11 protein-coding genes are annotated in these 13,451 nt (G+C 64.3%); 10 read left to right on the plus strand and 1 reads right to left on the minus strand.

The features are described from left to right. Positions 1–345: 345 nt before the first annotated feature. From G3T36_RS09040 to G3T36_RS09085, 10 genes are all read left to right on the plus strand, one after another. Entirely contained in the window at positions 346–4,860 is a 4,515-nt protein-coding gene (locus tag G3T36_RS09040) for a type VII secretion EssC family protein (RefSeq protein WP_163289478.1), read from the plus strand. A 153-nt stretch (positions 4,861–5,013) separates the two neighbouring features. Further along, positions 5,014–5,310: a WXG100 family type VII secretion target gene (locus G3T36_RS09045; RefSeq protein ID WP_163289479.1), complete on the plus strand. Its 297-nt coding sequence runs from the start codon at positions 5,014–5,016 to the stop codon at positions 5,308–5,310. Positions 5,311–5,347: 37 nt separating this feature from the next. Beyond that, a complete protein-coding gene (locus G3T36_RS09050; protein WP_163289480.1) occupies positions 5,348–5,791 on the plus strand; it encodes a hypothetical protein in 444 nt (147 codons plus the stop codon). Beyond that, entirely contained in the window at positions 5,791–6,651 is an 861-nt protein-coding gene (locus tag G3T36_RS09055; protein ID WP_205245046.1) for a hypothetical protein, read from the plus strand. The genes G3T36_RS09050 and G3T36_RS09055 overlap by 1 nt, the downstream gene beginning before the upstream one ends. A 178-nt stretch (positions 6,652–6,829) precedes the next feature. After that, entirely contained in the window at positions 6,830–8,203 is a 1,374-nt protein-coding gene (locus G3T36_RS09060; RefSeq protein ID WP_163289482.1) for a hypothetical protein, read from the plus strand. Positions 8,204–8,209: 6 nt separating this feature from the next. Continuing rightward, positions 8,210–8,725, plus strand: a complete 516-nt coding sequence (locus G3T36_RS09065) for a hypothetical protein (protein ID WP_163289483.1) — start codon at positions 8,210–8,212, stop codon at positions 8,723–8,725. Positions 8,726–8,817: 92 nt separating this feature from the next. After that, positions 8,818–9,636 carry a MerR family transcriptional regulator gene (locus G3T36_RS09070; RefSeq protein ID WP_163289484.1) on the plus strand — a complete coding sequence of 273 codons (819 nt, stop codon included), beginning with the start codon at positions 8,818–8,820 and terminating at the stop codon, positions 9,634–9,636. A gap of 98 nt (positions 9,637–9,734) precedes the next feature. Further along, positions 9,735–9,956, plus strand: coding sequence for a hypothetical protein (locus G3T36_RS09075; protein ID WP_163289485.1), 222 nt, complete (start codon positions 9,735–9,737; stop codon positions 9,954–9,956). Positions 9,957–10,098: 142 nt separating this feature from the next. After that, positions 10,099–10,671 carry a helix-turn-helix transcriptional regulator gene (locus tag G3T36_RS09080; protein ID WP_163289486.1) on the plus strand — a complete coding sequence of 191 codons (573 nt, stop codon included), beginning with the start codon at positions 10,099–10,101 and terminating at the stop codon, positions 10,669–10,671. Next, entirely contained in the window at positions 10,664–12,556 is a 1,893-nt protein-coding gene (locus G3T36_RS09085) for an MFS transporter (RefSeq protein WP_240148420.1), read from the plus strand. Before G3T36_RS09080 ends, G3T36_RS09085 begins: the two co-directional genes overlap by 8 nt. Positions 12,557–12,694: 138 nt before the next feature. On the opposite strand, the gene G3T36_RS09090 is transcribed toward G3T36_RS09085, so the two are convergent. Then, positions 12,695–13,414, minus strand: coding sequence for an NAD(P)-dependent oxidoreductase (locus G3T36_RS09090; protein ID WP_163289487.1), 720 nt, complete (start codon positions 13,412–13,414; stop codon positions 12,695–12,697). Between the last annotated feature and the right edge of the window lie 37 nt (positions 13,415–13,451).

Below are 13,451 nucleotides of genomic sequence, written 5' to 3' on the forward strand. Positions count from 1 at the left end.
CTACCTGGCGTAGCGCTCAGCGCCATCCTCGTCTGGCGGCTGAAAAGGTGTCGCAAGTTCATCTTGTTGTGCCGTCTCTCTGATTCGCTCCTCCGATCATGCCAGCGATCGTGCGTGCGTCAGACCAACCGGGCTCACTTGTCCGAAAGTGCAGTATTTGTAGCGACGGATACGACCCTTCGGGACAACCGAAGGGCGACCGTTGGACGTGAACTAACGAATCGAGTGCTCGCCACGGCTGGCACCAGCGCAACCCGCTGACCGGGCCGCCCGACGACGTTATCCACACCCCAAGCGCCGCGCGAGCCAACTCTTCTAGGCTCGAAAGCAGAGCACGGGAGGCACATGCGGCTCAAACTCACACTGAAAGAGCGTGGCAAACCCGCGCGCGACATCCAGGTGACTGTCGACGTCACGGCGACAGTTCAGGAACTGGCCAGCCACCTGAGGCGCGCCGACCCGTCACGCGCGGATCCAGAAGATTCGGGCGACCCACGCGTCACCCTCCGCGTCGAATATCCGGGACAGCTTCACGCCCACCAGCTCAGCCCGCTGCTCTCGGTCCACGAATCCGGGCTGCGGTCAGGATGCACGATCGAACTCGTTCCCGTCGGCGAGCGGAGTCTCGGCGATGACTCGAGCGAACCGGCGGGTGCTCTTCAAGTAGTCGCGGGACCAGACGCTGGCAGGCGGTTCGTCGTGACTGCAGGTGTGAACATCATCGGACGCGACCCTGCCGCCGACATCCAGCTCACAGACGGTCTCGCATCGCGCCGACACGCCAGCATCACTGCAGGTGAAACGGCGGAAATCACTGATCTGAACTCGGCCAACGGCATCGAGGTCGACGGCAGGGCGGCCGCCCGCGCGGTGCTGACCCCGAGGTCGCGCATCCGCATCGGTGACGACGAGCTGCGATGGCTCCCCGCCGCGGGGGCTTTGAGCGCACCAGAGGTGGCGTGGTCGGTCGGCAATGGCCCCATGATCGATGGAAAGCGGGGCGCGACCAGCGCCGGCGACAGCTCCTTCACCCGCTCCCCGCGAGTCGAGCCGGTCTACCGCGGCACAGAGTTCGCTCTTCCGCAGCCGCCCGGCACGATCGATAGGGCACGATTCCCGTTGCTCGCCATGTTCGCGCCGCTGGGTATGGGTGTGGCGCTGTTCGCGGTTACGCACCAGGTGATCAGCCTCCTGTTCATCGCCTTATCGCCGATCATCATGATCGGGACCTGGGTCGACAACCGCATCCAGAACCGCCGCAAGCAGCGGGACGCCACTGACCGGTTCGGCTCGTCTCTGGATTCTGCCCAGCGGGCATTGACGACAGAGCGAGAACGCGAACGGCAAGCGCGGATTGCCGAATCCCCGTCGACGAGCGATGTTCTCGGCGCCATTCACATCCGATCGCCTGCCTTGTGGACCAGAAGACCGGAACACACGACCTTCCTCGAGGTGAGGTTCGGTCTCGGCACGCTGCCTTCCCGAAACACGGTGACGTTGCCGGCGCGGAGCAATTCGACCGCCTCCGACTGGGATGAGCTGACGACGACGGCCGACCAGTTCGCAGAGCTCGATGGAGTCCCGGTCATCGACAATTTCGAGCGGGCAGGAGCAATCGGCGTCGCAGGATCCAGCATCATCGCCACAGACATCGCCCGTGCCATCGTCCTTCAGCTCGCGGGGCTGCATTCGCCGGCCGACCTGGTCATCGCGGCGTTCGGGGCAGAGAACCTGAGCGACGAATGGTCCTGGCTGAAATGGCTGCCGCATGTCGACTCACCTCATAGTCCGCTGCAGCGTGGCTGCCTCGCGAGCGATTTCAACTCGGCGAACGTCCTCATGGCTGAGCTTGAGGACCTGATCGAAAGTCGGCGCGCAGCAGGAGCAGGCAAAGGCACCTTCGTGCGGGGCCGTCTCGACGAAGGCCTTCGCTTCGACGCCGACCATGGGGCATCCGTGGACCGCCTCCCGGCCACCCCAGCCGTCGTCTCGATCGTTGCGCCGGCAGACGCCGTCGACCGGGCACGCCTCGTCGCGATCGCAGAGAACGGACCAGATTTCGGTGTCTTCACATTGTGGGTGGCACGGGATGCGGCAGCTCTTCCTGTCGTCTGTCGCACCTTCGTCGACGTGGACGCATTCGGCCGCGCCACCGTCGGCCATGTCCGTACGGGTCGTCGCGTCCCGCTGACCGCAATCGAGGGTTTGGACGTGATGAGTGCGCAGCAGGCCGCCCGGCTCCTCGCTCCGATCGAAGACTCGGGGGCGCAGGTTCTCGACGAATCAGACCTCCCTCGACGTGTTGCGCTGCTCGACCTGTTCAGCGACCCGGTCGCGGGCGAAGCGGATGCGGTCATCAGGCGATGGCGAAAGAACGACAGCATTACGCAACACTGGTCGCCGGGCGCGCAACGTGAACCGGGCGGCATCTGTGCGCTGGTCGGCCAGAGTGCAGGCGGCGCGCTGCAACTCGATCTGCGATCGCATGGGCCGCACGCGCTAGTAGGCGGTACGACGGGGTCGGGCAAGAGCGAGTTCCTGCAAAGCTGGATTCTCGCACTCGCGACGGAGTATTCATCCGACCGGCTCAACTTCCTCCTGGTCGACTACAAAGGCGGCAGCGCGTTCGCCGAATGCGTCGACCTCCCTCACTCGGTCGGGCTCGTAACCGACCTGACGCCGCGGCTCGTCAACCGCGCGCTGACGTCGCTGAAGGCCGAGTTGCGGTATCGCGAGGAACTGCTCAACCGAACAGGCGCCAAGGATCTCGAAACACTCGAGAGCAGATCGGATCCGGATGCGCCGCCATCGCTTGTCATCGTCATCGACGAATTCGCCGCGCTCGCTTCGGAGGTGCCCGACTTCGTCGCTGGGGTCATCGATATCGCACAGCGCGGCCGATCTCTGGGGCTCCATCTCGTCATGGCAACCCAACGCCCGGCGGGCGTCATCACCCAGAGCCTGCGGGCGAACACGAACCTGCGCGTGGCACTGAGGGTTGCCGATGAAGCGGACAGCACCGATGTGCTCGGCATCGCGGCCGCGGCGTACTTCGACCCGGGGACTCCGGGGCGGGCGGCGGCAAAGCTCGGTCCTGGTCGGGTGATCGATTTCCAGTCAGCGTTCGCAGGCGGCTGGACCAATGAAGCGAGCGCGCAGTCCGAGATCGCCGTCACCGAGCTGGCCTTCGGCCACGGGGCCGCGTGGGCCCAGCCTGGCGCTGCTCGACCACATACGGGACCGCGTGACAGCGAGCGGCTCGTCTCCGTGATTACGCACGCGGCGGAACGCTGCGCACTGCAGACTCCCAGGCGACCCTGGCTCGATGAACTGCCCGATGCCCTCGACCTCGATACATTGCCCGCCGCGGACGGAAGCAGCATCCCCATTGGCCTGGCCGATGAGCCCGAAGCGCAACGACAAGTCCCCTTCGTCCTCAGCCCGGACCGGGACGGCAACGTGGCCGCTGTCGGAACGGGCGGGTCGGGCAAGACGACGCTGCTTCGCAGTATCGCCTTCGCCGCGTCTCGATCAGCGGATGCCCACCCCATCTGGATCTACGGACTCGATTTCGCGGGCGGTGCGCTCCGCCAGCTCGAACAGCTTCCCACCGTCGGCTCGATCATCGCCGGAGACGACCACGAACGACTCGGGAGGCTTGTGCGCTGGCTGGAGACAGTCGTCGAAGATCGGGCAGAGCGATTCGGCGCAGTCAGTGCTGCATCCCTGACCGACTTCCGCCGGATCACCGGCAAGCCCGAATCGCGAATCCTTATCCTGGTCGACGGGATGGGCGCTTTCCGGACGGACTACGAATTCCGCGCATCCGATTCACTGTTCGACGAGTTCGTGAAACTTATCTCGCGGGGGCGACAACTCGGGGTGAGCTTCATCCTCACCGCGGATCGTCCCGGTGCGATTCCGACGACGATCCAGGCCAACGTGCAGGCGACCATCGTCCTGCGGCTGGCGGGGGAGGGAGAGTACTCCGCGGCAGGGCTGTCCGCGGATGCGCTGGATGGTGCCCCACCCGGCCGAGCAGTGTGCGATGGCCAAGAGTTTCAAATCGGCGCGCCGGGGGGCGGTCGCGACGCCACCCACCACGTTGAGCGGATTGCGCTCCTCGCGACCACTTTGGAGAGTCGCGTGAACGCGGCGCCGCCCGTTGCAAGGCTTCCCACTCTGATCGGATCGGATGCCCTGCCGTCAACACACGACGGACGCGCTGTGCTCGGGCTCGGTCACGAAACACTGAGTCCAGTAACCGTTGCCCTCAAGGGGATCTTCGTCGTTACCGGCCCGCTCGGCTCCGGTCGGTCGACGGCCATGCGCACGCTCATCCGAAACGCGCGGAAGGCTCGCCCAGCGGCCGAGTTCTACCTCCTCGCCGGTCGACGTGGGGAGCTTGCGGAGGCCGAGAACTGGGTTGAAGCCTCGGCTTCACCGGACTCGGCCGATGAATTGGCGGGACGCCTCGCCGCCCGTCTCGAAGCCTCGATCGCCGAAAGGGTCAAACACGTCGTCATAGTGATCGAAGGTGTCGGAGACTTCGATGGACTTGCGGCCGATACGGCCGTTGCCCGACTCATCGGTGTCGCGCGTCGCACGGGTGCCTCGGTGATCGCTGAGACCGACACTGTCACCGGGGCGAGCGCCTGGGCGATCACCGGTCAGCTGAAAGCAGCCCGATCCGGCATCGTCCTTCAGCCGGAAGAGGGCGATGGGATGAGTCTCTTCCGTGTACAGTTTCCGAGGATTCGGCGCTCGGAATTCCCCCTTGGCCGGGGAATTCTCGTGCGGGACGGCCGAATGGAGCGCGTCCAGGTGGCGCATACCGGACCGGGATCGGGACCATGTTGACGTGGTCTACATTCAATGCATTTGTAGTAATCCACAAGTCGCCGATTCGCTGGACCTCGACAGAGGGGGCTCCCTAGACTCGATGAGACAGGTCATTCCGGGCGGGGCATGGACCTTCTCTAATTTCGATTCATCATGCCCAAGGGGGAAACCATGGCCAATATCAACGTCTCGTATCAGGAAATCAATGGCAACGCCGACCGACTGGTGGCCGGTCGCGACGAGATCAATTCGACCTTGGCGAAACTTCAGTCGCAGATCGCCTCATTGACAGCTGCGGGCTTCACGACCGATAAGTCCTCCGGTGCCTTCGCGGATGCATACAGCCGCTTCACGTCGGGGGCGCGGAATACGATCGGCGGCCTCGACGATCTTGCCCAATTCCTCCGTACGACCGCTCAAACGCTTCACGAGGTTGACGCCAGCCTGGCCGCTCGCCTCGGCCGCTGATCGCCCCGTCGTTCACGAAGAGGAACCAGGAACCAGGATGTACGGAGAAATGGTTAGCGTTCGCGCGCGGGCAAACGCTCTTAGGGAGATCGCGGACGAGCTGAGGGGGAGCGCGACCACGCTGACTCTTCAGAGTGACGCGATGACATGGAAGTCCCCAGCCGGCGATTCCTTCCGCAATCAGCTGCATGGGCTGGCCGGCGAGATCGGTGCACATGCGTCCGCACTTCAGGACGCAGCCGGGGCGCTCGAGCGTCATGTTACGGCTGTTGAAGGGACGAAGCGAGCGATCCAGGATGCGCAAGCCTGGGTGACTGCACGAATCGATGAGGCGGCCCGAGCAGTCCGTCAGGCGGGGGAGGACACCGTGGGCGCCGTCGAAGGTGCCATCGCTTCGGCTGCTCGCGACGTTCCCGCGGCGGGGTCGAGGGACTGGCTGGATTTCAGACAACTGTTCGAGAAAAAGGGGTGGGCGCAGTAGTGGCCGAGAGCTGGAGATTCGAACTGTCCATCGACGAGCTTCGCGCGGTGTGCGAGCTTGTCCCTGAGCTCGTTCTGCCGTCCGGGTACACGGCGAGCGACCTCAGTCCGTTGCCGGACGACGCTAACGAGGACACCGCAATCGCGGCCGGACACGCGTCCCTGAAGGAGCGTGGTCTTGTCGGCCCCCAGGCAGACGGCGATCCAGAGGGAGTGGCTCCGGCGTTGCTCTTCGCGCTCTCCCTTCACGCGGTGGCCGAGCGTGCGCTCCGCATCTTCGCGTGGAGCCCCGCCGAGGAATCGCGGGAGCTGATCAGCGTCAACCGTGGTGCTTGTGCGGGGCTGCGGCGAGTCCAGAGGCGAGGTGCTCTTGATCCCACGGCCCGGATCGTGGTCACCTTCATGTACCTGGGCGAACTGACCAAGCACCTTCTCGAGTTGGTTGCGGACAACTCGCCGGGAACGAACTCGCCCCTCACGTCGACAACGATCGGTCTTGTGGACTCGAGAGCAGTCGTCGAAGCCGTCCGAGCGGGGAACCAGGAGTTCCTCGCATCCCTCACCTCGCGCAGCGGCGATGACCAGGACGTCGAACTCATGTCGGGTCTTACCCGCCAGATGGATGCAGGCTTTCATCTCGAACTTCTCGACAGGGAGGCCCGCTGCCTGTACATGGGGGACTGGTTCCGCGGCGACGACGGGTGGATCTCGATGACCGTGATCCCGGGGCAGTTCCCTGTTTCCGGTGAGTCCCTCGCCGAAAGCGGCCGAATGCGTTTGGCCAAGGTCTCTCGATCTCTGATTCGCGCGGATCTGCTCGAGATGGTCGCCGGCCTTCGAAGGACCAGAGATGTCGCGTGAGGGGGGTTCGACTCTCCTCGTCTCGTTCGACGACATCGATCGTTTGTCGACGTCAGTGCGCACGCACACCGAGTTCGTTCGCTCCCGGATCGGCTACGTCGCGCGCGTAGCGAGCGATCCCGATCTCGTAGCGTCTTTGCCGCTCTCGCCCTTCACTGGCGCAAACGCGGAGGGTGCCGTGGCGGTTGCCGTCAGTCGGCTCGTCATTCATGCGACGGCAGTAGAAAGCGCTGCGGTCATCTCAGCCACGGTTGTGACGACATACCGACTTGCTGAAGACGCCTTGGCCATTGCGGCGACTGGGCTCGGGAACGCCGCCGGCACCGCCGGAGCGTTCGCTACGCGGGCCGGTGACGAAGCACTTGCCGGGTTGGCCGCAGCCGAGTCAGCCGGGGTCTTGTTCGGTACGGCGATCATCGGTGTAAAGGTCGCGGTCGATTCCCTCGTCGCGGGCTTCGGCGACGAGTTCGTCGCCGCACTCGTACCCGGACTACTGAAGACTCTCGAGGACTACCGCAACAATCCAGAGTGGGTGATGGGTGGGGGTGCGCTTTTCGGCGCCCTCTTCGGCGCGAACATCGCCTCGGCGTTTGAAATGAACGGAGCGTTCGCGCACGCGATCACTCGGTTTGAGTCGTCCCTGGGCAGGACGGGCCCGTTCTACGACGACATCCTTCGAGGCCTGATCGCGTCCGGCAACACCTTCGGCTTCTTCATCGACCGCCCCGCAGAGCTCGGCCCCTCAGGGTTGACTGAAAAGCGGCTTGCTGAGCTGGCACGACTTCGCGCCGCGATGAGTTCAAATGCCGTCTTTGGAAGTGATGGCGCCTTTCGTGTCGATGCAAACGAGCGCATTGTTCCGTCTGACATCACCTCCTTGCTTGCAAGCGGCCGACAGATCGACGACATAGGCAAAGACGGCTTCGCAACCATTCGCGTCATTACCAATACCGATCAGGAGGGGCGAATCACCTCGTACATCGTTCAGATCCCGAGCACACAATCTTTTGACCTACAACGTATGACTGCTCCTAGCGACCTGACCGCGGATCTTCATTCGATGGTCGGGGGGAGGCAGACAGCTCTCGCTAGAGCAGTCCTTGACTCGATGGAAGCAGCCGGGATCCCTGCTGATCCTGACGGTCCTCCGATTCTGCTGGCGGGATTCAGCCTTGGCGGTATCACGGCTGCATCATTAGCGTCGAGCGACACTAGCTACAACATCCGTCAAGTGATCACCGCGGGCTCACCGATCGCAAGATTTTCCATTCCAGATGACGTTGATGTGATCGCTTTGGAAGCGACTCAGGACATCGTTTGCGCGACAGACGGCGCTACAAATCCAGTCGAATGGACAACTTTGCGCAAAAGCGCGCCGTACTTTGCAGGCGAGAGTCCCGGGTCTCTGATCCGTCCTGACATCGCACACAATCTCGACCGCTACGCCCGCATGGCAGCAAACAATCCTGAGCTCGGCGCCGATTCGAAGGTTGCAAGATACTTCGACGGGAACCTCGCGGTCCACGACTACTATGCAAAAACCATTGAGTGACCTGGCATGATTTTCCATCTGATTCGTTCATTGACTGCCGTCGCGGCCGTCGCACTACTTCCGCTCTGCACTGGGTGCACGTCGGTCAGCGAGGGCGGCCAGAGCGTGAAAAGAGCCGTTGAACAAGTTCGATCAATCGAGGGCGTCGAGGACGCCGTGGTTGAAGGCGGAGGCAGCTTCAACGGATTCAAGCGGGAATCAACCACACTTGTCACTCTTTGGTTGTCGCCCGGGTTCAACGTGGCGAAGGGGGAAGACCTTGCCGATTTCCTCGCCCGGCTTGCCTGGTCCGTCAATGTGGAGGAGCCGAACGAGACTCTTGCGTTGAGGATCGAGGGATTATCCAATTCGGACCTCGCTGCTGGTTTCCGAAATGCAGGATGGGACGTCAACCCATCCCCTAGCCGGAGCTTCGTCTTCATCACGCCGGAGGTCGCGCGCTCCAAGCTCGGTCCGTGGCCAGGACCGGTGCCAAAGACGCCCGCAGGAATGATCGTCGCCGAAACGGACGCTGGTACTTGACGCGGTTCACAGTGCTTGACCTTGCCCCAAGGGCGGCCCCGACAGTGGAATAGTGGCAGCCGCCACACGAGATCACGACGAGGGAGGAACGCGTGGGACTCATCCTCAGCGGCACCTTCCAGGTGCGAAGCCGGCTCAGCGCGAAAGCGCTGAGACTGTATGCCGAACAAGGCATCCTCGAGCCCGTCCACGTCGACCCCGCCAACCGGTACCGCTACTACAGCGAAGATCAGCTACTCGAAGCACGCCTCATTAATATGCTTCGTGCTCTCGAAATGCCTCTGGCGAGCATCCGCGCGGTGCTCAAAAGCAAGGGTGCCGAGCGGGCGCAGCTCATCGACGCTTACTGGAAACGGCGCGAGGCGCAACTGTGGGGCCAGCACAACCTCGCCGCCTACGTGATCTCGGTCGTCTCAGCAGAGAAGGAAACCACCATGACCGTACAAAGCAGGACAGTGCCCGAAACGACCTACCTCACGGAAGTGAAACGGGTGTCCCCACCCGAGATCCCTGGCTTCATCCAAGGTTCCGCAGACAGGCTCGCCGAACAAGCCGGTCGCTTCGGGGGATGGGCCGGCCCGTTGACCACCATCTACGAAACACCCGTCAACGACGACACCGACGGCGACGTGCGCAACGCGGTGCCGGTCCGCGCGGGAGTGACAACTGACGACGTCGAGCCGCCCACCGAGGTGCTCGTCGAGGCTGCCGGTGAGGAGGCCTACACGCGCATCACCAAAGCGCAGGTCCAATACCCGCAAATCCTGCAGGCTTACGACGAGGTGTACGCGTGGCTCACCGAACACAAACTCACGCCGCGCCTGGCGCCACGCGAAATCTACTTCGCCGACTTCATGGCCGCAGAACCCGACGACGACGTCTGCGACATCGCCGTCCCCTACAACACCTGAACGCGCTCGGGCGCCGGCCCAACACGTCGGCGCCCACGCCCAAAAGTTCACAAGACGGGGGATGGCCGCCAACCCCCGACCGCGCGTACCCTTCACCCATGACACGCAAGGGTGACACAAACGACAGCGAATACGAGTGGGACGGCGAACCACTCGCAGACGGAGACGACATCGTCCGAGACTACGAAGACGGCACAACCGACACCGAAGAAGAACGCGAACAAACGGCATACAACATCGCGCTCAACGCATCCGGAGGGGGCTTCGTCAACGACGAACACTACGACGACGGCGGATTCAACGCCCAAAACAACCCCTGACCCAAACGCTGAAACCGGCCGAGCCCGCGGCACAATTGACCGCTCACCGGCAACAGCGACAACGAAACAAGCCGGAGAGAAACGGCGCCACCAGACCAGAAACCGAATTGACGCCAAAGACTAGTCGTGCGAGAGTAGTCGCGTGTCATCCATCCGCCTGTTCATCCTGGGATCGCTCGACGAGCGAGGCCCGATGCACGGCCACCAGCTCAGACTGCTCGCCGAACAAGAACACGTGAACCTCTGGACGGACATCACCGTCGGCGCCCTCTACGGAGCCATCAAACGACTCGCTGCAGAAGGGCTCATCGTCGAAACGCGGGTCGAACGCGAAGGCGCGTACCCTGAACGCCAGGTCTGGCAGATCAGCGAAGCCGGCCGCGAATCCCTCCGAAGCATGCGCCTCGACGGGCTCCGCGCCATCGTGATCAAACCCGACCCGTTCGACCTCGCGCTCACCAAACTCGACACCGACCGGCTCGACCACCTTCCCGACACGATCCAGGGGCGCATCCAGACGCTCCAAGCGATGATCGCAGACACAGAATCGCACCGGATCCACGTCGACAAATACCTGACCAAAGCTGAAAAATTCGTCATGCGTCACAAGACGGAACGACTGCGCGCCGAAGTCGCCTGGCACAACGACCTCCTCCAACAACTTCCCGACATCATCGCCGACGAACGCGCCCGAAAGGACACCCCCGATGACTGACACCTCGCCCAACGAACCGACACCCGACAACCCAGGCAAGCCCGGCAACCCAGCCGACCCCGGCAACCCAGCCAACGCAGACCACCCCGGCAACGCAGACCACCCGGACCACGCGGCCGGCACCCATCACGGCGCACACGCCGGAGCCCACGCGCTCCCCGACGTGATACCCGACGGGGCGAACCCGGAACCGCACTCGGGTGCACACGCGGCCCCGGTCGAACCGGATGCGGTGGGCAGCTCCGACCGCGCCAACAGCACCGGAACGGCAACCACCGCGACGGGTGCAACGTCCGCACACGCGGCCGGCGTGGCGACGGCCGGCGAGGCCGGCGCACGCGGTGTAGGAGTCGCAACCGCCGGCACACCGATGACCGACACGGTGGCGTCGGCCGACGCATCCGCCCCGACCGCCGCCGGAGGCCGCCCGCCCGCGCCCGTCGTGCCGCGAAGCGCGTGGAACGCCCTCATCGTCCTGATGGTCGCCATGTTCATGGCGCTCCTCGACACCACCATCGTGAACGTCGCGCTGCCGACCATCCGCACCAGCCTCAACGCCTCCGAGGCGACGCTGTCGTGGATCATCTCCGGCTACGCCCTCGCGTTCGGCCTCGCCCTGATCCCATCCGGTCGCGTCGGCGACCGCATCGGACACAAGTGGGTGTTCTTCACCGGTCTCGCACTGTTCACCGCGGCCAGCCTGTTCTGCGGTCTCGCGCAGAACGACATGCAGCTGATCGTGGCGCGTGTCATCCAGGGACTCGCCGGCGGTATCTTCGTGCCTGCCGTCACGGCGATGATCCAGCTGCTGTTCGTGCCCCAGGTCCGCGGAAAGGCGTTCGGCATCATGGGCGCGGTGATCGGCGTGTCGACCGCGCTCGGCCCGATCGTCGGTGGCCTGATCATCCAGGCATTCGGCAACGAGAACGGCTGGCGCCTCGTGTTCTGGGTCAACATCCCGATCGGTGTGCTCGCCCTCATCGCCGCCGCCATCATCCTGCCCGCCGGCAAAGTCGGCGAAGGCCGTGTCGGCACCGACTGGTTCGGGCTGCTGCTGCTCTCGGCCGGGCTCATCGCGATACTCGTGCCGCTCATCGAAGGCCAGGACCAGGGCTGGCCGGCCTGGACCTACGTCACGCTCGTCGCCGGTGCACTGCTGATCGTCGCCTTCGCGTTCTGGGAAGTCAGAGTTGCGAATGCCGGTGGATCGCCGCTTGTTCCACCGCACCTGTTCACGCATCCGCAGTTCACCGGCGGTGTGGTGCTGGCGCTCGTGTACTTCGCGGCGTTCACCAGCATCTTCTTTACGATCTCGCTGCTCTGGCAGGCCGGCCTGGGACACACGGCGCTCGAGTCGGGCCTGGTCTCGATCCCGTTCGCCATCGGCAGCATCGTCGGTGCCGCGCTCAGTGACCGCCTCTCGAAGCTGCTCGGACGCACGGTACTCATCATCGGTACGGGCCTCGTCGTGATCGGACTCGTCTGGATCTGGCTGGTGCTGCTGACCGTCGTCGCAGCCGACCTCACCAACTGGGACCTGCTCGCGCCCCTGGCCATCGCCGGCTTCGGCAGCGGACTGTTCATCGCACCCAACGCGCAATTCATCGTTGCAACCGTCGACCGTTCGGAAGCGGGCTCCGCTAGCGGTGTGATCGGCGTGATGCAGCGGGTCGGAAGCGCAATCGGTATCGCGATCATCGGTTCGGTCCTGTTCGGAACGCTGACGATCACGGGGCACACGCCGGCAGCAGTCGCGACGGGCTTCACCAATGCCGCAGCCAACGCACTCGGCGTCAGCGCCGCGCTCAGCGTCGCCGCATTCCTGCTGGTGTTCGCCCTGCCGAAGCGGATCTCCATCCCCGGCGAGGCCCCCGCCGCCGGCTGACCCCAGCGCCGGCCCGCCCGCCAGCCAACACCCACCAGCGCCGAGTGTCGCCACTCGCGCCGAGAATCACACGCGCAACAGTGACATTCGGCGGGGACGGCGACTCTCGGCCGCTCGGCGCGTCGTACACGGCGCGCGTCAGGAGCGGGCGAAAGCCTCCTGGCGGAGCAGGTCGATGACCCGCGGATGCGTCGACACGGTCGCGACCGCGGCCGACGTCCGCGAATACTCGTCTCCTTCGCCGAGCCTCAGCATGAACGCGGCGAGATCTGCGCGCGACGTGAACCGCTCGGGGAGTTCGATCTCGGCGTCCACATATTCGGTCACGGCAGGCGTCTCGAACAGCCCGGAGGGCCGCACGATCGTGTAGTCGAGGTCGCTCGCCTGCACCAGGCGCTCCATCCGGAGCATGTCCGCATACAGTTCCTTGCCGAGCGTTTTCGTGATGAACGGCTTCAGCACCTTCTCGAAGATGAAGCCGCCGCCGGTGTCGTGGTAACGGGTGGCGGGATCCGTCGCACTCGAACTCACGCAGACCAATCGGCGGATGCCGTACCTGTCCATCGCCGCGATGATGTTGGTGATTCCCACGGAGTACACGGTGATCGGTTTGCGCGCGTAGGGGACGCCGAGCGCCGAGAGCACGACGTCGTGACCAGTGACTGCGCGGTCCACAGCGTTCGGGTCGTGCACGTCCGCCGCCAGCACCGACAGGTTCTCGTGCAGGGTCGCGCCGTCACCAAGGGTGAAGGCGTCGGGGTGCCGCGTGACGGCAGTGACTGTGTGTCCGGCATCCAGGGCCCGACGCACCAGAAGGCGCCCGGTCCCGCCGTTCGCGCCGAAAACGACTATGTTCAACGTGTCCTCCTCAATTCACCGTACAATATGAAAAAGG

Source organism: Leifsonia tongyongensis, assembly GCF_010686705.1.
GTDB lineage: Bacteria > Actinomycetota > Actinomycetes > Actinomycetales > Microbacteriaceae > Diaminobutyricibacter > Diaminobutyricibacter tongyongensis.